The sequence below is a fragment of the Demequina sp. NBRC 110052 genome (assembly GCF_002090075.1).
GTDB lineage: Bacteria > Actinomycetota > Actinomycetes > Actinomycetales > Demequinaceae > Demequina.
This window is the reverse complement of record NZ_BBRI01000004.1, coordinates 123480-145585: the sequence shown is the minus strand read 5'-3', so window position 1 is coordinate 145585 and position 22106 is coordinate 123480. Positions and strand designations below refer to the sequence as shown.

22 protein-coding genes are annotated in these 22106 nt (G+C 70.3%); 4 read left to right on the top strand and 18 right to left on the bottom strand.

Annotated elements, in window-relative coordinates:
* Positions 1–100 precede the first annotated feature (100 nt).
* The 9 genes from B7K21_RS11550 to rpsB are packed head-to-tail and all read right to left on the bottom strand — an operon-like array spanning position 101 to position 8602.
* Entirely contained in the window at positions 101–1411 is a 1311-nt protein-coding gene (locus B7K21_RS11550) for an RIP metalloprotease (RefSeq protein ID WP_084075715.1), read from the bottom strand.
* 31 nt (positions 1412–1442) lie between these two features.
* Positions 1443–2603, bottom strand: coding sequence for a 1-deoxy-D-xylulose-5-phosphate reductoisomerase (gene dxr / locus B7K21_RS11545; RefSeq protein ID WP_084075713.1), 1161 nt, complete (start codon positions 2601–2603; stop codon positions 1443–1445).
* The gene (locus B7K21_RS11540) at positions 2603–3154 is read right to left on the bottom strand and encodes a DivIVA domain-containing protein (RefSeq protein WP_084075711.1); all 552 of its coding nucleotides are present in this window, start codon (positions 3152–3154) and stop codon (positions 2603–2605) included. The genes dxr and B7K21_RS11540 overlap by 1 nt, the downstream gene beginning before the upstream one ends.
* On the bottom strand, positions 3154–4266 hold the full coding sequence (gene rlmN, locus B7K21_RS11535) for a 23S rRNA (adenine(2503)-C(2))-methyltransferase RlmN (RefSeq protein ID WP_084075709.1): 1113 nt from the start codon (positions 4264–4266) through the stop codon (positions 3154–3156). The genes B7K21_RS11540 and rlmN overlap by 1 nt, the downstream gene beginning before the upstream one ends.
* On the bottom strand, positions 4263–5426 hold the full coding sequence (locus B7K21_RS11530; protein WP_084075707.1) for a phosphatidate cytidylyltransferase: 1164 nt from the start codon (positions 5424–5426) through the stop codon (positions 4263–4265). Before B7K21_RS11530 ends, rlmN begins: the two co-directional genes overlap by 4 nt.
* A 31-nt stretch (positions 5427–5457) precedes the next feature.
* Positions 5458–6015 (bottom strand): ribosome recycling factor, encoded by a 558-nt coding sequence (gene frr / locus B7K21_RS11525; protein ID WP_084075706.1) that lies wholly within the window; start codon positions 6013–6015, stop codon positions 5458–5460.
* Positions 6016–6042: 27 nt separating this feature from the next.
* Positions 6043–6786 (bottom strand): UMP kinase, encoded by a 744-nt coding sequence (gene pyrH, locus B7K21_RS11520; RefSeq protein WP_084075704.1) that lies wholly within the window; start codon positions 6784–6786, stop codon positions 6043–6045.
* 55 nt (positions 6787–6841) lie between these two features.
* Entirely contained in the window at positions 6842–7681 is an 840-nt protein-coding gene (gene tsf, locus B7K21_RS11515; RefSeq protein ID WP_084075702.1) for a translation elongation factor Ts, read from the bottom strand.
* A 9-nt stretch (positions 7682–7690) separates the two neighbouring features.
* Positions 7691–8602, bottom strand: a complete 912-nt coding sequence (gene rpsB / locus B7K21_RS11510; protein ID WP_084075700.1) for a 30S ribosomal protein S2 — start codon at positions 8600–8602, stop codon at positions 7691–7693.
* Between the two features lie 213 nt (positions 8603–8815).
* On the opposite strand from rpsB, the gene B7K21_RS12900 reads away from it, so the two are divergent.
* On the top strand, positions 8816–9613 hold the full coding sequence (locus B7K21_RS12900; RefSeq protein WP_307155824.1) for a M23 family metallopeptidase: 798 nt from the start codon (positions 8816–8818) through the stop codon (positions 9611–9613).
* Here B7K21_RS12900 and B7K21_RS11500 read toward each other — a convergent pair.
* The 9 genes from B7K21_RS11500 to B7K21_RS11460 all read right to left on the bottom strand — a co-directional run bounded on the left by B7K21_RS11500 (position 9567) and on the right by B7K21_RS11460 (position 19018).
* A complete protein-coding gene (locus tag B7K21_RS11500; RefSeq protein WP_084075696.1) occupies positions 9567–10406 on the bottom strand; it encodes a FliA/WhiG family RNA polymerase sigma factor in 840 nt (279 codons plus the stop codon). The two genes, B7K21_RS12900 and B7K21_RS11500, sit on opposite strands and share 47 nt — an antisense overlap.
* A gap of 9 nt (positions 10407–10415) precedes the next feature.
* Positions 10416–11348, bottom strand: coding sequence for a tyrosine recombinase XerC (locus tag B7K21_RS11495; protein ID WP_084075694.1), 933 nt, complete (start codon positions 11346–11348; stop codon positions 10416–10418).
* Positions 11349–11451: 103 nt separating this feature from the next.
* A complete protein-coding gene (dprA, locus tag B7K21_RS11490) occupies positions 11452–12630 on the bottom strand; it encodes a DNA-processing protein DprA (protein WP_084075692.1) in 1179 nt (392 codons plus the stop codon).
* On the bottom strand, positions 12627–14141 hold the full coding sequence (locus tag B7K21_RS11485; protein WP_084075690.1) for a YifB family Mg chelatase-like AAA ATPase: 1515 nt from the start codon (positions 14139–14141) through the stop codon (positions 12627–12629). Before B7K21_RS11485 ends, dprA begins: the two co-directional genes overlap by 4 nt.
* Positions 14138–14494, bottom strand: coding sequence for a YraN family protein (locus B7K21_RS11480; RefSeq protein WP_084075688.1), 357 nt, complete (start codon positions 14492–14494; stop codon positions 14138–14140). Before B7K21_RS11480 ends, B7K21_RS11485 begins: the two co-directional genes overlap by 4 nt.
* A gap of 79 nt (positions 14495–14573) precedes the next feature.
* Positions 14574–15977: an MFS transporter gene (locus B7K21_RS11475; protein WP_084075686.1), complete on the bottom strand. Its 1404-nt coding sequence runs from the start codon at positions 15975–15977 to the stop codon at positions 14574–14576.
* Complete coding sequence (locus B7K21_RS11470) at positions 15974–16600, bottom strand: helix-turn-helix transcriptional regulator (RefSeq protein WP_084075684.1); 627 nt, start codon at positions 16598–16600, stop codon at positions 15974–15976. Before B7K21_RS11470 ends, B7K21_RS11475 begins: the two co-directional genes overlap by 4 nt.
* Before the next feature lie 330 nt (positions 16601–16930).
* Entirely contained in the window at positions 16931–18556 is a 1626-nt protein-coding gene (locus B7K21_RS11465) for an MDR family MFS transporter (protein WP_084075682.1), read from the bottom strand.
* 132 nt (positions 18557–18688) lie between these two features.
* Positions 18689–19018, bottom strand: a complete 330-nt coding sequence (locus B7K21_RS11460) for a DUF2469 domain-containing protein (RefSeq protein WP_084075680.1) — start codon at positions 19016–19018, stop codon at positions 18689–18691.
* Between the two features lie 132 nt (positions 19019–19150).
* Here B7K21_RS11460 and B7K21_RS11455 point away from each other — a divergent pair, with 132 nt between their 5' ends.
* The 3 genes from B7K21_RS11455 to B7K21_RS11445 are packed head-to-tail and all read left to right on the top strand — an operon-like array spanning position 19151 to position 22090.
* Positions 19151–20362, top strand: coding sequence for an ROK family transcriptional regulator (locus B7K21_RS11455; RefSeq protein WP_200806311.1), 1212 nt, complete (start codon positions 19151–19153; stop codon positions 20360–20362).
* Positions 20359–21282 (top strand): carbohydrate ABC transporter permease, encoded by a 924-nt coding sequence (locus B7K21_RS11450; protein ID WP_084075678.1) that lies wholly within the window; start codon positions 20359–20361, stop codon positions 21280–21282. Before B7K21_RS11455 ends, B7K21_RS11450 begins: the two co-directional genes overlap by 4 nt.
* Positions 21275–22090 carry a carbohydrate ABC transporter permease gene (locus B7K21_RS11445; protein WP_084075676.1) on the top strand — a complete coding sequence of 272 codons (816 nt, stop codon included), beginning with the start codon at positions 21275–21277 and terminating at the stop codon, positions 22088–22090. The genes B7K21_RS11450 and B7K21_RS11445 overlap by 8 nt, the downstream gene beginning before the upstream one ends.
* The last annotated feature ends 16 nt before the right edge of the window (positions 22091–22106 follow it).

Sequence of the window (22106 nt, the reverse complement as noted above, 5' to 3'; positions counted from 1 at the left end):
GCGGGGCGCGTATTCCAGGCCCGACGCCGTAGCCCCGTCCGCGCCCGACGCTACGGCGGGTCGGGTGCGGGAGCCAGCCGACGCGTCGGGCGGGCGGATGTCAGGCCACGGTGACGGGGGCGACGATGTCCGCGTAGATGAGCACCGCACCCATGATCAGCAGCACCGCGAACACGCCGTACGCCACGGGCATCATGCGCGCCACATCCACCGGACGCGGGGCCGCGAGGCCGCGCACGCGCGCCCATCCGTTCTTGATCCCCTGCCACAGCGCCGAGGCGATGTGGCCGCCGTCGAGCGGCACGAGCGGGATCATGTTGAACACGAACAGCGCCAGGTTGAGCCCCCCGAGAAGCATCAGCATGTCCGCCAGGCGCGCACCGAGCGTATAGCCCTCGACATCCGCGGAGGCGATCTCGCCGGAGATCCGGCCCACTCCCACGACGCCGATCACCGAGTCGAGCGAGCGCTCCTCGAGACCCAGCGCCGCGCGGCCGGCGTGGTAGACCTGCGCCGGCAGGTCCGCGACCACCTGGACCGTCTGGACGAGGTAGTCGCCCGTGAGGGCTGCGCCGGCCCACAGCGGCTGGCGTGCGTTCACGACCTCGGACCACACGCCCATGTACCCGATCTCCTCGGTGAGCGGCTCACCGTCGGCGCCGATGACCACGTCGCCCGCCTCGTCGTACACGTAGGCGGTGCGCGTCGCGGGTGTGAGGCTGAGGTCGACGCGCTCGCCATCGCGCTCGACCACGAGAGCGAGCGGCTCACCCGGGCGCTCCGAGACGTAGCCCGTGAGGTCGCTCCAGGACTCGAGCGCAACACCGTCCGCGGAGACGAAGGTGTCGCCCTCCTCCAGGCCAGCGGCCGCGGCGGGCGCGACGGGATCCTCGTCAGTGCACTCGGTGGAGCCCGCAGCCGGCACGCACTCGAGCACCCCGCTGACGGTGAGCGTCTGCGTGGGCGTGCCGTACAGCGACAGCACGCCCGTGAAGATCACGATCGCGATGATGAGATTCACGACGGGACCGCCCGCCATGACGATGACCTTGCGCCACCACGTGAGGCGATAGAACGCGCGGTGGTCCTCGCCCTCGTGGATCTCCTCCGAGGCCTGCGCGCGCACGTCCTCGATGAGTCGCGAGGCCCAGCCTCGCCCTGTCACGGGCCTGACCGCGTCAGCGGGCGGGACCATGCCCACCAGGCGCACGTAGCCGCCCAGCGGGATCGCCTTCACGCCGTACTCGGTCTCCTTGCCGCGGCGCGACCACACCTTGGGGCCGAAGCCCACGAAGTACTCGCTCACGCGCACGCCGAAGCGCTTGGCGGGGATCATGTGGCCCAGTTCGTGCAACCCGATCGAGGCCAGCAGGCCCACGACCAGCACGACGACACCGATCACGTACTCCATGAGGTCACCTTACGTCGGTCGGCCGACACGCTCAGCGTGCGGCGATGGCGTCGCGCGCGGCCGTCCTCGCCCACGCCTCAGCCCGGTCAACGGCCTCCAGCGTCACCTCGTCGGGGGCCTCGTACGCCTCCACAACGCTCCGCACCGTGTCGACGATCCCGAGGAACGGCAACCGCCCGCCCGCGAACGCCTCGACGCACTCCTCGTTGGCGGCATTGAACACCGCGGGGTGCAGCGGCGAGGCGGCGACCGCAGCGCGCGCGACGCGGATCGCAGGGAATGCCTCCTCGTCGAGCGGGTGGAACTCCCACGACTGGGCGAGCGTCCAGTCCATCCCAGGCGCCGCGTCGGGCACGCGATCCGGCCACCCGAGCCCCAACGCGATCGGCAGCCGCATGTCCGGCGGCGAGACCTGCGCGAGCGTCGAGCCGTCCACGAACTCCACCATCGAGTGCACGATCGACTGCGGGTGCACCACCACGTCGACGCGCTCCATCGGCACGTCGAACAGTAAGTGCGCCTCGATCACCTCGAGCGCCTTGTTCACCATGGACGCCGAGTTCATGGTCACCACGGGGCCCATGTCCCAGTTCGGGTGCTTGAGCGCCTGCTCGGGCGTGACGCCCTCGAGCATCTCGCGACTCCAGCCGCGGAAGGCACCGCCCGACGCGGTGAGGACCAGTCGCCTGACCTCCTTCGCCGCCCCGCCCCTGAGCGCCTGCGCGAGCGCAGAATGCTCCGAGTCGACGGGAACGATCTGCCCCTCGCGCCTCACTGCGGCCTTCACGAGCGCGCCGCCCGCCACGAGCGACTCCTTGTTCGCGAGCGCCAGGGTGGAACCGGCCTCGAGGGCCGCCAGCGTCGGTCGCAGGCCCACCGAGCCCGTGACGCCGTTGAGGACGGTGTCCGCCCCCACGCCGGCCGCACGCGTCACCGCATCGCCGCCCGCGATCACCTCGGCCTCCACGCCGCGCTCCTTCAGGAGCTCCGCGACGATCGGCCCCGCCTCCTCGCGCGCCACCGCCACGAGCGCGGGACGCAGCAGTGCCGCCTGCTCCGCGACGGCGGCAGGATCGGCACCGCCCGCGGCGATCGCGACCACGTCGAACGCGTCCGCGTTGCGGACGATCACGTCGATCGCCTGCGTGCCGATCGAGCCTGTCGAGCCCAGCAGCGAGACGGTGCGGGCCATCACGCCACGCCGAGCAGGATGTCCACCGTCCGCGCCAGGAACGCATCGACCACACGCTCGTCATACGCCGACCACTTGGGACGACGCGCGAACGCGACGCCACGGATGTCCGCCGCCGTCAACGGCTCTCCCCTGTCGAAGAACCCGGTGATGCGGTCGAGCACGTCGTCGACTGCCTTCGCGTCATAGCCTGCGGACACGCCCGACGGGCGCGCGAACCTCTCGCCCCGCGGCCGCCGCAGGCGCGGGTACAGCACCTGGGCTCGGGCGGCGAGATCCTGCAGCCAGGCCTCCTGACCGTGCGCCCGCACGTACTGGTCACGCGCACGGGTCGCGAACGCCTGCTCCAGACGGTCCAGTGCAGCGTCGACGGCCGACGTGGTGTAGCCGCCGCGCTTGAGGTCGAAGGCGGCGCGACGCACGTCGAGCGCAGTCATCGTGGCGCCCGACGGGTGCTCGTAGGACTCGCGCGCGGACGAGAAGAAGCCATCCACCTGATCGCGGCGGTAGCCCGACTTCACGCGCCCTGCGCGCGGGAACAGGTCCGACATCAGTCCTCCTCCTTGATGGCCAACTGCCCGCACGCGCCGTCGATGTCGCTGCCGCGCGTGTCGCGGATCGTGGTCGGCACGCCATGCGCGCGCAGGCGTCGCACGAACTCCTTCTCGACCTCAGGGTCCGACGCGGTCCACTTGGAGCCCGGCGTGGGGTTGAGCGGGATCGGGTTCACGTGCACCCAGCCGGAGCCGCGCGCCGCGAGCTTCTCGCCCAGCAGGTCCGCGCGGTGCGCGTGGTCGTTGATGTCGCGGATCAGCGCGTACTCGATGCTCACGCGCCGGCCCGTCGCGTCGAAGTAGCGCTTGGCCGCGTCGAGGGCCTCGTCCACCTTCCAGCGCGTGTTGATAGGCACCAGCTCGTCCCGAAGCTCATCGTCCGGGGCGTGCAGCGACAGCGCGAGCGTCACCGGGATGCCCTCCTTGGCGAGCTTGTCGATCGCCGGCACGAGTCCCACGGTGGACACCGTCACGTGGCGCGCCGAGAGCCCGAAGCCCTCGGGAGCGGGCGCGACGAGCGTGCGCACCGCGCCCATCACGGCCTTGTAGTTCGCGAGCGGCTCCCCCATGCCCATGAACACGACGTTCGAGAGCCTCACATCGCCGCCGAGATCGCCGTCGCGGGCCGAGCGCGCGGCCAGGCGCACCTGCTCGATGATCTCTGCGGCCGAGAGGTTGCGCGTCAGCCCCATCTGCCCCGTCGCGCAGAACGGGCACGCCATGCCGCAACCGGCCTGACTCGTCACGCACAGCGTCGCGCGCTCCGGATACTTCATGAGCACCGACTCGACCTTGACGCCGTCGTGCAGGCTCCACAGCGTCTTGCGCGTCGCACCACCGTCTGCCTCGAGCGAGCGCACCGGGGACATGAGCGACGGGAACAGGGCCCCCACGAGCCCGTCGCGCGCACCCGCGGGCAGGTCCGTCATGTCCTCGGGATCCGCCGTGAGGTGGTCGAAGTAGTGCGTCGACAGCTGCTTCGCGCGGAAGGAGGGCTGACCGAGCTCACGCACGGCGTCCTTGCGTTCGTCCGCGCTGAGGTCGGCGAAGTGCACGGGCGGCTTGCCGCGTCGCGGAGCCGCGAACTGAAGGGTGACGGGATTGCTCATGACCTGCCGATCGTGCCGAAGAAGATGGCGAAGACGACGTACGCCGCGGGCGCGGCGAGAAGAAGGGAGTCGAGGCGGTCCATGACGCCTCCGTGGCCGGGGATTGCGGAGCTCATGTCCTTGACGTCCACGTCTCGCTTGATAGCGGACTCCGCCAAGTCGCCGACGACGGCAGCAGCGGTGCACACGAGGCCCACAAGCGTCCCGATCCACCACGTATCCATGAGCAGCCACGCCGCGACCGTGGCCGCGACCGTGCCCAGCACCACGCCTCCTGCGAGGCCCTCCCACGTCTTCTTGGGACTCACGCGAGGCAACAGAGGCGTACGGCCCCACAGCATGCCCGCGAACAGGCCGCCGGTATCGTTTCCGACCACCGCGACCACGAAGATGATGACGCGCATCCAGCCGTCATCGGCCTGCTCCATCAAGAGCAGGAACGAGGCAAGGAAGGGGATCCACAGCACCGTCAGAGCCGAGGCGAGCGAGTCTGCGAGCGTGTTCTCCACGCGCTCGTCCACGACGCGCCATGCGACGATTCCCGCGAGGCCCACCAGCGCGGCGACGATGAGCCCCTCCGAGAGGCCGAACCAGGTCGCCGAGCCCATGCCGATGGTCGCGAGCACGATCGGGAGCAGTGGAATCCTGCGGTCCTGCCTGCGCAGGACGCGCCGCCACTCGACGACTCCCGCGAGGCTGAACCCGTACAGCACGATCGCGAACGCGCGCGCGTCGAACCACGCGGCGGCGAGCGCGCCGATCAGCAACAGCAGGCCCACCGCGGTCGCGACGGGCAGGTTGCGCCCGCCCTTCAGCGCCGCAGGAGGTGCCGCGTCGTCGTCGCCCTCGTCCGACGAGGACGGGTCGGAACCGCCGAGCCCGTCCCAGTCGTCGTCGGATCCCTCGTTGCCTACGGGCTCCAGCACCGGGACGGCGACCGCGCGGGGGCGCGTCTCGAGCGCGGCCGCGTCCGCGACCGCCTCGCGCATCGTCGGATCCAGGGTCGGCTCCGCGACCCACGGCGGGGGTGGCGTCTCGGCAGTGTGGATGCCCGCGGGCACGACCGCGACCGCCTCACCCGCGTCCTCGCGCGTCGGGAGACCCTCCCCGTGAGGCTCGGCCTGACCTCCGACGTCGTCGCGACGCCGGCCCCACCTCATCGGCCGCCTCCGCGCTTGCTGGCCCTGCGCATCAGACCTCGAGCAGCTCGCTCTCCTTGTGAGCGAGCAGCGCGTCGATCGCGTCGACGTGCTTCTTGGTGAGCGCGTCCAGGTCCTTCTCGCCGCGCGTGCCCTCGTCCTCGCCGACCTCGCCATCCTTGACGGCGGCGTCGATCTGATCCTTCGCCTTGCGGCGCATGTTGCGGACCGTCACGCGGGCCTCCTCGGCCCTCGTCTTCGCGAGCTTGACGTAGTCCCGGCGGCGCTCCTCCGTGAGCTGCGGCATGTTGATGCGCAACACCTTGCCGTCGTCGCTCGGGTTGATGCCCAGGTCCGAGTTGCGCAGCGCGGTCTCGATCTCCTTCTTCGCGGAGACGTCGTACGGGGAGATCACGACGGTGCGAGCCTCCGGCACGGTGATCGAGGCGAGCTGCTGCAGCGGCGTGGGGGCGCCGTAGTAGTCCACGGCGATGTTCGCAAACATCGCGGCCGAGGCCTGGCCCGAACGGATCGACGCGAAGTTGTCCTTCGCGACCTCCACGGCCTTGTCCATGTTGTCCTCTGCGTCGAGGAGGATCTCGTCAATCACGTGTGTCTCCTTGTCATGGCTGACGGCTCAGGCCGTCACCAGCGTGCCGATTCTCTCACCGAGCAGTGCTCGGGTCACGTTTCCGGTCTCCTCGAGTCCGAACACCACCATCGGCACGCGGTTGTCCATCGCGAGCGAGAACGCCGAGGCGTCCATCACGTTGAGGCGCTGCTCGAGCGCCTGCCGGTAGGTGACGTGCTCCAGACGCTCGGCCTGCGGATCCTTGCGCGGGTCCGCGGTGTAGACGGCGTCCACGCCGTTCTTGCCCATGATGACCTCGTCGCACCGCACCTCGAGCGCGCGCTGCACCGACACGGTGTCAGTCGAGAAGTACGGCATGCCCGCACCTGCGGCAAAGATCACCACGCGCCCCTTCTCGAGGTGGCGGATCGCACGCAATGGAATGTACGGCTCGGCGACCTGACCCATCGTGATGGCGGTCTGCACGCGCGTGGCCACGCCTGCCTGCTCGAGGAAGTCCTGCAGGGCGAGGGCGTTCATCACGGTGCCCAGCATGCCCATGTAGTCCGCGCGCGCACGCTCCATGCCTCGCTGGCTGAGCTCGGCGCCGCGGAAGAAGTTGCCGCCACCCACGACGATCGCGACCTGCACGCCCTCGCGGACGGCCGCGGCGATCTCCTGGGCGACGCGCGCGATCACATCGGGATCAACGCCGATGCCCCCGCCGCCGAACATCTCGCCCGACAGCTTCAACAGCACGCGCCGCGCCGTGGGAGGCGCCGTGTCCGGGATCGTGACGGTCTCGGACATGGCTGACCTCCTGACGGCGCGGCGCGGATGCTGCTGTACGGCTCTGGGCTAGAGCCTAGGCTCCCACACGGAAGCGAGCGAAGGCGGACACCTCGCCGCCGGTGTTCTCGATGACCTTGCCGACCGTGGTCTTGGGGTCCTTCGCGAACGCCTGGTCGACCAGGGTGTTCTCCTTGAAGAAGCCGTTGAGACGGCCCTCGATGATCTTCGGGAGCGCGCCCTCGGGCTTGCCCTCGGCACGCGCGGTCTCCTCGGCGACGCGACGCTCGTTGGCGACGGTCTCCTCAGGAGCGTCCTCGCGCACCAGGTAGATCGGCGAGTACGCGGCGATGTGCATCGCGACGTCGCGCGCGACCTCGCCCGCCTTCGCATCCGAGCCCACGAGAACGCCGACCTGAGCCGGGAGGTCCTTGTTGGTGCGGTGCAGGTACTCGGTGACGACCGGAGCCTCGACGCGGGCCACGCGGCGCAGGACGATCTTCTCGCCCAGGGTGCCGGCAGCGGCGTCGATGTACGCGCCCACGGTGGTGTCAGCGATCGGCGCGGCCAGCGCGGCCTCGGCGTCCGCGGCACCCGCGGCCGCGGCGGCCTCGAGGACCTCGTTCGCGAGCGTGATGAACTTGTCGTTCTTCGCGACGAAGTCGGTCTCGGAGTTGAGCTCGAGCAGGGTGCCGACCTGGCCGCCGTCCACGTCCGCGATGGACGCGATCACGAGGCCCTCGGAGGCCGAGCGGCCCTCGCGCTTCGCGACACCCTTGAGGCCCTTGACGCGGAGGATGTCCACGGCCTTGTCGATGTCGCCCTCGGCCTCGTCCAGAGCCTTCTTGACGTCGAGCATGCCGGCACCGGTGCGCTCACGGAGCGCCTGGATGTCGGCAACGGTGTAGTTCGCCATGTCTGGTCCTTACTTCTCGTCGGCCGCGGCGGTCGCCTCAGCCTTGTCCTCGGCGGGGGCCTCCTCGGCCTTCTCCTCGGCAGGGGCCTCCTCAGCCTTCTCCTCGGCAGGGGCCTCCTCGGCCTTCGCCTCGTCGGCCTTGCCCTCGGCGCCGTCGAGCAGCTCCTGCTCCCACTCGGCAAGGGGCTCGGCGTCGGCGGAGGTCTCGGCCTCAGTGCCCGTCTTCACGGCGTGACGCTGCTTGATGCCGTCGGCGACCGCATCGGCGATCACACGGGTGAGCAGACCGACGGAGCGGATCGCGTCGTCGTTGCCCGGGATGCCGTAGGCGATGTCGTCGGGGTCGCAGTTCGAGTCAAGGATGCCCACGACCGGGATGCCCAGCTTCTTGGCCTCGTCGATCGCGAGGTGCTCCTTGTTGGAGTCCACGACCCACAGGACCGAGGGAACCTTGCCCATGTCGCGGATGCCGCCGAGGACCTTCTCGAGCTTCTCCTTCTCGCGACGGAGGCCGAGCAGCTCCTTCTTGGTACGGCCAGAGCCGGCGACGTCGTCGAAGTCGATCTCCTCGAGCTCCTTGAGGCGCGCGACGCGCTTGCTCACGGTCGAGAAGTTGGTGAGCATGCCGCCCAGCCAGCGCTCGTTCACGTAGGGCATGCCCACGCGCGCGGCCTGCTCGGCGATGGTCTCCTGCGCCTGACGCTTGGTGCCGACGAACAGCACGGTGCCGCCGTGGGCGACGGTCTCGCGCACGAACTCGTAGGCGGCGTCGATCTTCGACAGCGACTTCTGCAGGTCGATGATGTAGATGCCGTTGCGCTCGGTGAAGATGAAGCGCTTCATCTTGGGGTTCCAGCGGCTGGTCTGGTGCCCGAAGTGGACGCCCGAGTCGAGCAGCTGGCGCATGGTCACGACGGCCATGGCACTTCCTTGTCCGCACGCGCGCACGCGTGCTGGGTGAGGGCGGTGGTGTCCCACCGCGATGTTCGGTTGATGGTCTCTCCGGAGGGATCGACCCCTGGCGCCTGCGCGGATCGGCACCGAGCGAACTCGGACCTTGCCTCACCGGCACGTCCGTCGGTCGCGGGTTGACCGCTTCCGGCGGCCGTTTCAGGCGCGCGATGTCATCCGGGCATGCCGGATGCAGGCTCCATCGTACCCGACCGGGGCCATCCGCGAAGACGTGCCCGTCGTCCACAGCTCGCGCACGCGTCGGCGTCGTCCCCGGCCGCCGCCAGAGTGGGCTCGCCGCGCCTCCCCACGCCCGACGCTGGGGTCATGCCATGCGCTCACGCCGGGCCGACGCTCCGCTCGCCTCACGGTCCGACGCGGCGCACGGTCCCGGCGCGCCTCGTCGTAGCGCTGCTCGCGGTCGTCGCGGTCCTGCTCCTCTCGGGGGCCCACCCGCTGGACGCTGCTGCGGCGGGCGCGAAGAGCGCTCGCGAGGAACCATGGGCCATGCTCGTGCCACCCGTGACGTTCAGGCCGGTGCACGGCTTCGATGCGCCCGCCTCACCGTGGGGTGCCGGACATCGCGGCGTCGATCTCGAGGTCCGCGCCGGCGACGCGGTCGTGGCGACGGCGGACGGCGTGGTGCTGTACGCCGGCACGGTCGTCGACCGCGGAGTGGTCTCGCTCCTGCACGAAAACGGACTCCGCACGACCTTGCAGCCGGTCGAACCCAGAGTCGCGGCGGGCGACGCGGTCGCACAAGGCGCCGTCGTGGGAACGGTGCAGGACCTTCCAGCCGCCTCGCACTGCACACCCCGCATGTGCCTGCACTGGGGGCTGCGGAACGCGGACGACTACCTTGACCCGCTCGACTGGACGGTCGGCCAGGGGCCCATCCGGCTCAAGCCAGTTCCCGCCCCACGAAGTCGAAGGATCAGGCGAACGCGCCGGTGCTCACCAGGGTCTCGCGCAGCTTCTTGACCGCCGCCGAGTGGATCTGGGAGACGCGCGACTCGGTCACCCCGAGAATCTTGCCGATCTGCGCGAGCGTGAGGTTCTCGTAGTAGTAGAGGCGCAGCACCTCCTGCTCGCGTTCACGCACCTGCTGGATCGCGCCCGCGAGCAGGCTGCGAGTCTCGCGGTGCTCGATCGTGCGGGATGCCCCCGGCACTGCGAGTGCGGCGACGGTGTCGAGCGCGGCCGTGTCGTCTCCGATGCCGCCGAGGCTGTCGAGAGCCGCCACGTGGCTCAGCGCCACCTGCGCGCGGACGGTGCGGACCTCTGCCGTGGCCCAGCCGAGCACCTCCGCGACGTCCTCGTCCGTCACCGGCCGCATCAAGGTCTGCTCGAGCTGGCGCGTCGCCTGCTCCACGGTGCGCGCCTTCGCCCGCACCGAGCGCGGCACCCAGTCAGCCGCTCGCAGCTCATCGATGATGGCGCCGCGCACGCGCTGCGCCGCGTAGGTCTCGAACTTGAATCCGCGAGCGGGCTCGAACTTCTCGACCGCGTCGATGAGCCCGAACATCCCGTACGAGACGAGATCGCCCAGCTCGACCGTGTCGGGGAGCCTGCCGATCATGCGCGTCGCGACCTGTGTGACGAGCGGCGCGAAGTGCGTGATGAGGGCGTCGCGTGACTCGCGGCGGCTGTCCTGCTCGCCCGCGTGCAGCTGGTCCCACCACGCGGCGACGTCGTCTCCGGCGTGCGGTGTGGAGCGCAGCGCGGGCTCGGGGCGCGAGTGCAGTTCGGACAGCACGGCATTGAGCTCGGACATGGTTCCCCCTCAGGCCCGCGGGTGCGCGAGCTGGTAGGCGGACCGCAAGCGATCCGCAGAGACATGGGTGTAGCGCTGGGTGGTCGTGAGGCTGGCGTGGCCGAGCACCTCCTGCACCGAGCGCAGGTCGGAGCCTCCGCTGAGCAGGTGGGTGGCGGCCGTGTGGCGCAGCGCGTGCGGCGCGACGTCCGGCACGCGCGCGAGCCGGCACAGCATGTGGATGGCCTCGCGGACCTGGCGCTGGTTCGCGCGGGATCCGCGGCGGCCGAGGAACAGCGCGCCGTCGGTGTCGCCGCTCACGAGTGCGGGGCGGGCCTCGTTGAGCCACAGGGTGAGCGCGCGCCCTGCGGGCACTCCGAACGGGACGACGCGCTCCTTGGAGCCCTTGCCCATGACACGCACGAGGCGCTCGGCGAGGTCGACGTCGCCCACATCGATGCCGACGAGCTCTCCCACGCGCATCCCGGTCGCATAGAGCAGCTCTGCCATCGCCCAGTCGCGCACATGCAGCGGGTCGCCGTCGTCGCATCGGGTCCGGGCGGTGTCGAGCAGCAGGACGATGTCATCGAGCGAGATGACCTCGGGCACCGTGGTGGCGGGCCTCGCGGAGGCGAGCCGTAGCGCAGGGTTGGAGTCGAGGCGGCCTGCCGCGTAGGCCCACGAGTAGAACGCACGCGCCGCCGCTCCCCTGCGCGCGAGCGTCGTGCGTGAGAGTCCGCTGCGCGCCATCGCCGCGAGCCAGCCGCGCAGATCTGCGAGCCGCACGCCGCCCAGACGCGAGTCGACGTCGCACTCGTCGTCGTCCGACGCGGCGACGGCGAGGTGGTGAAGATCGCCGAGGTACGCGCGCACCGTGTTGTCCGAGAGCCCGCGCTCGTGGCGCAGGTGGCTCTCGAACTCAGCGAGCAGGGTGCTCGCGGCGTCGCGCTCCGTTATCGGCATGACGACACTGTGACATCGTCACACTCGTCAAATCAACCCCTTGAGTCACATTTGTCACATCATTCCCACCTTCAATCCCCTTTTGTCCGCATTTGCGGCTTTTCTAGGACGTTCGTCGCCCCTTTCTGACCCGGGTCCAGCGCCCGTCGACACTCGCGACCTGCCCCTGGGCCTGCAATCGCGCCAGCGCGCGGCGCGCCTCGACGGGCGACAGTCCCGCCGCGATGCGCACCTCGTCCGTGGTCGCGCCGCGCACCCCCACGGCGTCGAATGCCGCACGCTCCCCCGGCGAGCCGAAGCCACCCGTGGCCTCGCCCTCGAGTCCCTCCTCACGCGCTGCCTCTAGAGGCGCGCACAGCTCGTCGACCTCCGCATAGCGCGTGGCGATCACGGCCACGCCGTCGCGGATCAGCCGGTGGCATCCGCCGGACGCCGCCGAGGTGACGGGCCCCGGCACCGCGGCGACTGGCCGCGAGAGCTGCGCCGCGTGACGGGCGGTGGACAGTGCGCCCGACCGGTGCGCGGCTTCGACGACGACTGTCGCGGCCGCCGTCGCGATCAGGCGGTTGCGCGTGAGGAACCTGCTGCGGTGAGGCGCCCACCCAGGCGGAACCTCACTCACGACGGCTCCTGAGGCGCACACTCGCTCCAGCAACGGGGCGTTGCCTGCGGGGTACCACCGATCGACTCCGCCCGCCATGACAGCGAGCGTCGCGCCGCCTGCGGCGAGCGCGGCGCGGTGGGCGACGACGTCGATCCCGTACGCGCCGCCGGAGACGATCGCACGCCCGCGGTCGACAGCAGCGGCCGAGAGCTCCGCCGCGACGTGACTGCCGTACGACGTGCATGCACGCGATCCGACGACCGCGATGCCGTCCGCGAGCATCGCTGCGACGTCAGCATCGCCCCGTACGTACAGCGCGTGCGGAGTCGCCGGTCCGAGGTCGCGGAGCGCTCCGGGGAACTCATCGTCCTCTGGGGTCAGGATCCGCGCGCCGATGCGGGCCGCGTGGTCGCGATGCGGGTGCGCCTCGGCGCGATCGAGCCGCGACGCCCAGCGAGGAGCGGCCTCTACCAGTCTCGCCAGCGTGCTCGACTCGAGCCCAGCACCTACGCGCTCCATCAGCGCTCCCGCGGCCCCGCGCGGGCAGGCGACGGCGCTCCGGAGCCACGCCAGCGCCTCTTCGGGCCCGAGCGTTGCGACCAGCGCGCACGCCAGCCCGTCGGCCGGCTCCGCGAGCGCGCTCCACGAGATCCACGCGTCGGCGCGCTTGTCGTTCACGAGACTCCGCCGTGGCGGAGCATCAGGGCCTGCTCCACGTGCTCGCGCTCCGGCTGGGCGACTCCTTCGAGGTCAGCGAGCGTCCACGCGACCCGCAGGGCCCGGTCTGCGCCTCGCGCGGTCACGCGACCTTCGTCGAGTGCTCGCCACACCGGCCGGCACGCCGCTTGCGAGGTGTGGCGCCGCAGCCACGCGCCTCCCACCTGCGCGTTGGTGGTCCACCCGTGCGGTTCAAGGCGAGCCGCGGCGCGGGCTCGCGCGGCGGCCACGCGCACGGCCACTGCTGCGCTCGACTCTCCCTCGTCGTCGAGACCGCGGCGCACCGGGAGCACGTGCACTTGGAGGTCCACCCGGTCGAGCAGCGGGCCCGAAAGCCGCGCAAAGTAGCGGCGGCGCGCCAAGGGGCTGCACTCGCACCTCTCTCCGGAGCCGGCGAACAGTCCGCACGGACACGGGTTCGCGGCGAGCACGAGCTGGAAGCGCGCGGGGTACCGCGTGGCGCCGTGCGCGCGGTGCAGCACGATCTCCCCTGTCTCGAGCGGCTGACGGAGGGTCTGCAGCACGCGGGCGGGGAACTCGGGAGCCTCGTCCAGGAAGAGGACGCCCCCGTGCGCCCGCGAGATCGCACCCGGGCGCGCGAGCATCGAGCCGCCACCCACGATCGCGGCCGCCGACGCGGAGTGATGCGGCGCCTCGAACGGAGGCCGCCTGAGCAGTCCGGCGCCAGCGTCGAGCGTGCCGGCCAGAGAGTGCACCGAGGTGGCTGCGATGGCGTCCGCGCGGCTCAGGTCGGGAAGAATCCCCGGCAGACGTGCGGCGAGCATGGTCTTCCCGGCGCCCGGCGGTCCCGTCATGAGCAGGTGGTGCCCGCCTGCGGCGGCGACCTCGAGCGCCCACCGCGCATCGTCCTGGCCCCTGACATCGGCGAGGTCCATCGGGGCTCCCTCGTGGGCCTCGATGACCGGCCGCGCCACCGGATCCGTCGCGATCGGCCGCGCCTCGTCACTTCCGTACCAGGCGAGGAGCTCCGCGAGCGTGCTCACGGCGCGGACCTGGACTCCGTCGACGAGCGCAGCCTCCTCGGCGTCGGCGCGCGCCACCACGACTTCGGACACCCCCGCCGCGCGCGCTGCGGCGACCGCGGGGAGCACTCCCCTGACGGGCCGCACCCGGCCATCGAGCCCCAGCTCGCCCAAGTGCACGGCCCGCGCCGCCTGGCCAGGCGAGATCAGCTGAGCCGCCGCGAGCGCCGCCACCGCGATGGCGAGATCCGTCACGGAGCCCGACTTCGGCAGCGAGGCAGGTGAGAGATTCACCGTGAGGCGTCGTGCGGGCCACGTGAGGCCCGAGGACGCGACCGCGGCCCGCACGCGATCGCGGGCCTCCCCGAGCGACGCGTCGGGCAGGCCCACGAGAGTGAATGCGGGAAGGCCCGACGCGAGATGCGCCTCGACCTCGATGACGTGGCCTGTGAGCCCCGTGAGCACGACGGATCGCGCCCGTCCGATCACGCGACGCCCCGCAGGTGCTCGATGCGCGCCGCGCCCGCATCCGGGAGCAGGACGCCGATCACATCGATCCGCACTCCGGGCCACGAACGATCCTGTGCCGCAAGCCACGCACCGGTCAGGCGGCGCACGCGCGCGAGCTTCGCGCTCGTCACCGCCTCTTGCGGCAAGCCGAGGTTCGTCGACCTGCGCGACTTGACCTCGACCGCGACGAGCACGTCATAGTCGACCGCGATCAGATCGAGTTCGCCCTCGCGACACCTCCAGTTGCGCGCGAGCACCTTCCAGCCCAGCTCACGCAGATATCGCTCCGCCACGTCCTCGCCGTAGCGTCCGACCTCGTCCTTCGCGGCCATCGCCCACCTCCTGGTGAGCATCGTGGGCCGAGTCCGACGCGCCGCACGGGCCCCGGTGCGCGATCTGTGGACGGACCGCTCAGCTGGCGGGGCTGGGGACGACGCGCTCCTCGGCGACTGCGCCGTCCTCGGAGTCCTCTCCGAGCTCCTCGTCGTCGTAGTCCGCCGGCTCCTGCCGGTCCACGTCGAGGATCAGGCGAGCCCCCAGCACGCCCATGACCGTCACCGCAGCACCGCCCACCACGAGCGGCAGGGTGAGCGATGTCCGCGCCACGAGGCCGCCGATCAGAGACGCCACGGGGATCAGACCCCAGCCGATCGTGCGGCCCAGGCCGAGCACGCGGCCGAGCAGGTGCGGCGGGATCAGCGCCTGGCGCGCCGCACCCCACGGTACGTTCCACGTGCCGACGCCGAACGCGCCCACGGCGTATGCGGCGATCGCGACCGCCACATGCGGCGCGAGTCCCGTCGCGAGCAGTCCCACGCCCCCCAGCAGCGTGCCGAGCAGCATCGTGCGCCCACGTCCCAGGCGCGCGACGAGCGCTGGCGCGAACAGGGCGCCGCCAAGGCCGCCGAGCCCGATGCCCGCGGTCACGACGCCGATCGCCGCCTCCGGGACGCCGAACGTGTCGAGGAACAGCAGGATCGTGCTCGCCTGTGCGAACGTGAGCAGCGCCGCGATGATCGACGTGAACAGCACCATGGAGCGCAGCCACCGGTGCCGCCACAGGAACACGAAGCCCTCCTTCGCGCCCACCCGAGGCTCGGCGAGGTCGACGCCTCCCCCGGCCACCGCGTCGGCCGGGTCCGCCGACGGCACCACCACGAGCGGCGTCGGAGCGTCGAGCCCCTCGGGTTCAACAGGCACCGACCGACGCTGGGCGCGCGCCGCCGCGGCGGGCAGCGAGAGCGCAAGCACCACCACCGCGGCGAACGAGCCGCCCGCCGCGAGCAGCGGCACCACGGCCGCGATCGCGAACAGGACTCCCGCGAGCGGGGTGGCCACGAACATGTCCACGCCCACCTGTGCCGCCTGGATGCGACCATTTGCGCGGTCGAGCTGATCCCTGCGCACCACCGCCGGCATGATCGCGTTCGTCGCGTTGTCCGCGAGCACCTCGCCCACCCCGAAGAGCAGGGTCGCGACCGCGAGCAGCCACAGGCTCACCCACCCGGTCGCGAGCGCGACCACCACCACGGCGACCGTCGCGAAGCGGAGCACGTTCGCGAACGCGAGCACGCGTCGGCGGTCGCTGCGATCGACGATCACGCCCGCATAGATGCCGAACAGGAGCCACGGAAGGACGGCGAGCCCTCCCAGGACTGCGACCGCGAGCGGGTCACGGGTAAGGGAGACCGCGACGAGCGGCACAGCGACACGCGCCAGCCCGTCGCCGAGGTTCGTGGCGATCGCGGCGCCCCACAGGCGCGCGAAGGCAGGTCCGAGGCTGTCGCGCCCGGGGCGCGCGGCGGCATCTGTCATGGGGTGGGCTCCGCATCCATCAGAGGGAAGGCATGGAACTGGATCTGGACGCGGCGCGCGCCAGGGATTCCACGGGGGCCACCGTCCGCCTGGCGCCTCGCGGCAATGCGCGCCGAGACCTCGTCGACGAGCTCGGCGAGTTCCTCGACGGTGAGCTCCATCGACGCGGACGAGATGGACGACGCCTCCATCCACTCGCGCGGCAGCTCGTCCTCGGCGCGGTCGACGAACTCCTGCACGTGGTGGGCCGCGCGCGAGTTGATCTCGCGCATGAGCGAGTGGGTGATGCTGCGCATCGCCGGCGAAGGATCGTCCTCCGCGGGTCCGATGGCGAGCGCGCCAGGGGCACGTCGCCAGTAGCGCTCGCGCGCCGTGCCCTCGTCCTCGACGTCGACGATGAACCCGTGCCGGGCGAGTTGCCGGAGGTGGTAGCTCATCGACCCGGTCGACTCCCCCAGCCGATGGGCGAGCATCGCGGAGGTCGCGGGGCCATACGTCGTGAGCGCATCGAAGATGGCGATGCGCAGGGGATGCGCGAGGCCCTTGAGCTGCGCGGAGTCCGCCTGGCGGGCGTCCTTCCAGCGGTGGCTCTTGCCCTCGGCAGGCTTCTCAGCGGCGGTCATGCCTCACAGCGTATGTGTGCAAAGGTTTCTTTGCAACAGTTTCTTTGCAACTTCTATCGAGCGCGGAGGCGTGAGGGCCCTGGGTGCGGGTCGAGGGCCCCACAGAGGGGGCCTGACGCGCCTGGCCGCGTGGCGCCGTCCGGCTCCGGCGCCGCGCTGGCCACCTCTCCCGAAGTGACGGTCAGGCGCACCAATAAAGGCGTGTCCCACCACATGGTCGGCCCTGAGCCGTCACTTCGGGAGACGGAGCGCGCGAGTGGGGTCGAGCGCGCCGGGCGAGACGGAGCGCGCGGGGTGAGGTGAGCGCGCGAGTGGGGTCGAGCGTGCGGCTCAGTCCTGCGCGATCCCAGGACGGCCCGGCGCGGCGGGCGCCTGGTCCTCGTAGTAGTCGGGGCCGTCCATGTGGGACGGCTCGAGGGCGGGCTCGCGGTCGAGCGTGGTGCGCAGCGGAACCTCGCGCACGAACATCAGCAGCACGAGCGAGAGCAACGACAGCGGCACGATGTACAGGAAGACGGGCGTGAGCGCATCGTTGTACGAGCTCACGATGACGTCCTGGATCTCCTGCGGCAGCTCGAGCACGGCACCCGGCGTGATCGAGTTCGCGTCGCCGAGCGCTCCCGCGCCGCCGGGCAGCCGCTCGGTCAGCAGCTCGATGAGGTTGCTCGTGAAGATCGACCCTACGACGGCCGCGCCGAGCGAGGCCCCGATCTGCCGGAAGTAGTTGTTCGCGGCCGTCGCCGTGCCGACCATGCTGAGCGGGAATGTGTTCTGGACGATCAGCACGAGCACCTGCATCTGCAGGCCCAGGCCAGCGCCGAACACGGCGAGGTACAGGCACGTCTGCCAGATGGGCTGGTCGAAGGTCATGGACGACAGCAGGAACATCGCCATGCCGATCACGACGGCGCCGATGGCCGGGTACAGCTTGTAGCGACCGGTCGCGGACACGCGGCGGCCCACGATGATCGACGTCGGGAGCATCGTGCCCATCATCGGGATCATGAGCAGCCCCGCCGAGGTCGCATCCACCTGGGCGACCATCTGCAGGTAGGTGGGCATGTAGGCGAGGGTGCCGAACATGGCAATGCCCATGAGCAGTCCCGCAGACGTGGTGAGCACGAAGTTGCGACGGCGGAACAGCATGAGAGGCATGATCGGCTCGGCGGCACGGCGCTCGACGAGCACGAACGCGACGCCCGAGACGATCGTGAGAGCGATGAGCGACAGGATCATGGGCGAGCCCCATTCGTACTGACCACCGCCCCACGACGTGAACAGCACCAGCGAGGCCGACGCGATAGCGATGAGCATCATGCCCGCGACGTCGAGCCGGGGACGTGCACGATTCTGGTGAGGCGGGTGAAGGAACACGACCGCGGACACGATTGCGAGCGCGCCGAGCGGGATGTTGATCCACATGCACCACCGCCAGCTCACCGACTCCGTGAACCATCCGCCGAGCAGCGGTCCGACCACGGAGGCGAGCGCGAAGACGCCACCCATGACGCCCATGTAGCGCCCGCGCTCACGTGCGGGGACGATGTCCGCAATGATCGCCTGCGCGAGGATCATGAGCCCGCCGCCGCCGAGGCCCTGGATCGCGCGTCCGACGATGAGCTCCGTCATCCCCTGCGACAGACCTCCCACGATCGAGCCGATCATGAACAGCACGATCGCGGCGATGAACAGCGGCTTGCGCCCCACGAGGTCGCCGACCTTGCCGTAGACGGGCATCATGATCGTCGCAGCGAGGATGTACGCCGTGGTGACCCACAGCATGTGGTCCACGCCGTCGAGCTCGCCCACGATGGTCGGCAGCGCCGTGGAGAAGATCGTCTGATCGAGCGCTGACAGCAGCATCGCTGTCATGAGCCCGACGAAGACCAGCAGTATCGAACGGCGGTCGGGGGTGTCGGTCGCTTCGGCGCGTGCGGCGCCTGGTGCCTCGCTCATGGGGACTCCTCGGGCTCGGAGTCCGCCCGGGGTGCTCACGCATACGCGAGCGCGGACTCTTGCAGCATTGTGGCCGCCGCGACGGCGGCCCGTCAAAGTTGACAGGTACCGAAGTATTCGGCGCCCCTGGTGCTACCGCCCGCGCAGCTGGCGGATGTCTGGGATCGTCTGATCGTCGTCGTGCGCGAGCTCTTCGATGTTGACGTCCTTGAAGGTCACGACGCGGACGTTCTTCACCAGGCGCGCCGAGCGGTAGACGTCCCACACCCACGCATCGGTCATGGAGACCTCGAAGTAGACGTCGCCGCCGGAGGCCCGCACTTGCAGGTCCACCTTGTTGGCAAGGTAGAAGCGCCTCTCGGTCTCGACGACGTAGCGGAACAGGCCCACGACGTCGCGGTACTCGCGGTAGAGCGCCAGCTCCGCCTCGGTCTCGTAGTTCTCAAGGTCCTCGCTGCTCACCCGACCATTGTGTCCGATGACCGGACGACGTGGGCGCAGCCGACGCCGCCCACGTCGAGCGGGGCATCGTGGTTGACATCGTTCGCGACTTAGTTCTACAGTACCTTTACTTGTAAACAAAGGAGTGAACAAGTGAGCTCGATCTCACCCCGCAGCGATGTGAACCGGTCGGCGATCCTGTCGCGCATCGGCGCGCAAGGCCCCGCCTCTCGCGCCGACCTCGCCCGCGCGCTGAGCATCTCCCCCGCACTCGTCACGCGACTCACCCGCGAGCTCATCGCCGACGGGCTCCTGATCGAGCTCGAGCATGGCCCCTCGAGCGGAGGCCGTCCCGCGCAACGGCTTGGCTTGGCGACCCGGTCTGGCGGCGCGATCGGCGTCAAGATCGCTCCTGACCACCTGACGCTCGTCGAGGTCTCCATCGACGGCCGCGTCGTGCGCGCCCACACCGACCCCTTCGAGGCATCCGCGCCCGTCGCCGTGGGCCGCCTCGCCGACGCGGTCGCCACCTTCATCGCGGGAGCGGAGCACAGTGCGCTCGTCGGCATCGGCGTAGGCCTCCCAGGAAACGTGCTCGCCCAGTCTGAGGGCATCGTCGACTCCACCCAGCTCGGATGGTCACAGGCTCCCGTGGGATCCGCGTTGCGAGCCGCGACGAACCTTCCCGTCCTCATCGACAACAATGTCAACGCGCTCGCGCTCGCAGAATCACTGTTCGGCGCTGGCCGCGGGCACTCGGACTTCCTCGTGGTCACGATCGGAACAGGAATCGGCGCAGGAATCGTCGCGTCCGATGCGATTATTCGCGGCAGCTCAGGCAACGCAGGCGAGATCGGGCATATCCCCGTGGCTGAGGACGGTCCGCTTTGCCAGTGCGGCGCCCACGGGTGCCTTGAGGCAGTCATCGGCGAGCAGGCACTCGTCGCCACGGCCGTGGCAGAGGGCGTGATCCCCGCAGACTCCGGAATCGAAGCTCTCCAGGGCGCCGCCGACGACGGCGATACACGAGCGCTCGCTCTGTTCTCCACGGCCGGACGGCTCCTCGGACGCGTCGTCGCGGGTCTGACGAACACGCTCGATCCCGAGCTGATCGTCGTTCTCGGCGAGGGCGCGAAGGCGTGGGAGCACTGGTCTTCCTCCTTCGAGCCGGCCCTGAGGGCGGGCGTGATCCCCCGCAAGCGCGGGGTCAGCGTCGTGGTCGAGCGGTGGCAGGACGATCGGTGGGCCCAGGGCGCCGCCGCGCTCGTCCTCTCGACGCCCTTCGACGCCGAGGGAGTCTCGGGTGAGCAGGGCCAGCTCGTGCGCGAGCGCCTCATCAGCTCGATGGCAGGCGAACACGCATGACCGCGACCGCCGCCCGCACTCGGCTCCTGCCGACCGCCACCGCGCGTGGCCGTCAGCGCCGCGCGACCGCGACCGCCTATCTCTTCCTGGCACCGTCTGCCATTCCGCTGCTGCTGTTCGTCGTGTATCCGATGTTCCGCGCGGCGTGGACGAGTCTGCATGAATGGAATCTGCTGTCCGAGAAGTCATGGGTCGGCTTGGACAACTATGCGGATCTCGTCTCGGATCCTGAGACCGCCGCCGCGTTCTTGCACACGCTCTACTACGTGCTGGGAGTGCTGCCGCTCACCCTCGTCGGAGGCCTCGCGCTGGCGCTCGGGCTGCACCGCGCGTTCCGTGGCCGCAACCTGCTGCGCGGCGTCTACTTCCTTCCCGTCGTCACCTCGTGGATCGCGGTCGCGATCGTCTGGCGCTGGCTGCTCAACCCTTCGGTCGGCATCGTGAACGAGGCGCTGTCGTGGATCGGCATCGACGGCCCCGGCTGGTGGACGGACCCCGCCTGGTCGATGCCGTCGATCATCCTCGCGTCTGCGTGGAAGGACCTCGGCTACGTCATGGTGCTGCTCCTCGCAGGTCTGCAGGCGCTGCCGACCGACGTGCAGGAGGCGGCCATGATCGACGGCGCAGGCTGGTGGCGGCGCCTGCGAAGCATCACGCTCCCGCTGCTCACCCCTGCACTGTTCTTTGTGGTCGTCATCACCCTGATCAACGGATTCCAGGTGTTCGACCAGGTCTATGCAATGACCGGCGGAGGACCGAACGGGTCGTCCGAGGTGGTCGTCATGCGCATCTACGACATGACGTTCCGCTACGGAGAGGCGGGCCTCGCCTCCGCCCTGTCGATGGTGCTGTTCCTGGTGATCCTGCTCATCACGCTCGGCCAGATGCGCGGCGAGCGGAAGTGGGTGAACTATGTCTAGACGCTGGACCGGCACACTCGTCAACGCCCTGCTGGTGGCGGGCGCGCTGACCATGGTGTTCCCCTTCCTGTGGACGCTGAGCACCTCTCTCACCTCAGGCGCCGGGCTCTCCGCGACGCCGAGCCTCATCCCGGCCGAGCCTTCGCTCGAGGCGTACCGCACACTGTTCACCTCCACGCCGTTCGCGCGAGTGATCCTGAACTCCGTCGGACTCGCTGTGGCGGTCACGGTGATCCAGGTGACGACCTCCGCGACTGCCGCCTACGCCTTCGCCCGGTTCGAGTTCCCCGGCCGTCGGGTGATCTTCGCGCTGTACCTCGCGACGATGATGATCCCGATGCAGGTGCTGCTGGTGCCGCTGTTCGAACAGATGCGGGACTACGGACTGATCGACAGCTACCTCGGCGTCATTCTTCCGACGATGGCGTCCGCGTTCGGGGTGTTCCTGCTCCGTCAGGCGATGGTGACGGTGCCTCGCGAGCTGGATGAGGCCGCGACCATCGACGGCGCCGGCCACGTCAGGGTCTTCGCGCGAATCATCCTGCCGAACGTGCGCCCTGCGCTCGCCACCTTCTCCATCTTCGCGTTCATGAGCTCGTGGAACGCGTTCCTGTGGCCGCTCGTCATCCTCCGCTCCGAGGAGATGAAGACGCTCCCGCTCGCCCTGGCTTCGCTCCAGGGGCAGTTCACGACCGAGTGGGACGTGATGATGGCCGGCTCCATCGTGAGCATCCTCCCGATGCTCGCGATCTACATCTTCGCCCAGAAGTACATCATCCAGGGCGTTGCAGGCTCGGGGATCAAGTGACCCGGGTCGACATCCA

Excerpts from the sequence above, each read along its gene's own strand:
- B7K21_RS11450 (WP_084075678.1), top strand. The coding sequence starts at position 20,359 with ATGACCGCGACCGCCGCCCGCACTCGGCTCCTGCCGACCGCCACCGCG.
- B7K21_RS11465 (WP_084075682.1), bottom strand. The coding sequence starts at position 18,556 with ATGAGCGAGGCACCAGGCGCCGCACGCGCCGAAGCGACCGACACCCCC.
- B7K21_RS11480 (WP_084075688.1), bottom strand. The coding sequence starts at position 14,494 with ATGGCCGCGAAGGACGAGGTCGGACGCTACGGCGAGGACGTGGCGGAG.
- B7K21_RS11475 (WP_084075686.1), bottom strand. The coding sequence starts at position 15,977 with ATGACAGATGCCGCCGCGCGCCCCGGGCGCGACAGCCTCGGACCTGCC.
- pyrH (WP_084075704.1), bottom strand. The coding sequence starts at position 6,786 with ATGTCCGAGACCGTCACGATCCCGGACACGGCGCCTCCCACGGCGCGG.
- B7K21_RS11470 (WP_084075684.1), bottom strand. The coding sequence starts at position 16,600 with ATGACCGCCGCTGAGAAGCCTGCCGAGGGCAAGAGCCACCGCTGGAAG.
- B7K21_RS12900 (WP_307155824.1), top strand. The coding sequence starts at position 8,816 with ATGCCGGATGCAGGCTCCATCGTACCCGACCGGGGCCATCCGCGAAGA.
- dxr (WP_084075713.1), bottom strand. The coding sequence starts at position 2,603 with ATGGCCCGCACCGTCTCGCTGCTGGGCTCGACAGGCTCGATCGGCACG.
- B7K21_RS11500 (WP_084075696.1), bottom strand. The coding sequence starts at position 10,406 with ATGTCCGAGCTCAATGCCGTGCTGTCCGAACTGCACTCGCGCCCCGAG.
- B7K21_RS11530 (WP_084075707.1), bottom strand. The coding sequence starts at position 5,426 with ATGAGGTGGGGCCGGCGTCGCGACGACGTCGGAGGTCAGGCCGAGCCT.
- rpsB (WP_084075700.1), bottom strand. The coding sequence starts at position 8,602 with ATGGCCGTCGTGACCATGCGCCAGCTGCTCGACTCGGGCGTCCACTTC.
- rlmN (WP_084075709.1), bottom strand. The coding sequence starts at position 4,266 with ATGAGCAATCCCGTCACCCTTCAGTTCGCGGCTCCGCGACGCGGCAAG.
- B7K21_RS11540 (WP_084075711.1), bottom strand. The coding sequence starts at position 3,154 with ATGTCGGACCTGTTCCCGCGCGCAGGGCGCGTGAAGTCGGGCTACCGC.
- B7K21_RS11495 (WP_084075694.1), bottom strand. The coding sequence starts at position 11,348 with ATGCCGATAACGGAGCGCGACGCCGCGAGCACCCTGCTCGCTGAGTTC.
- tsf (WP_084075702.1), bottom strand. The coding sequence starts at position 7,681 with ATGGCGAACTACACCGTTGCCGACATCCAGGCGCTCCGTGAGCGCACC.
- B7K21_RS11445 (WP_084075676.1), top strand. The coding sequence starts at position 21,275 with ATGTCTAGACGCTGGACCGGCACACTCGTCAACGCCCTGCTGGTGGCG.
- B7K21_RS11550 (WP_084075715.1), bottom strand. The coding sequence starts at position 1,411 with ATGGAGTACGTGATCGGTGTCGTCGTGCTGGTCGTGGGCCTGCTGGCC.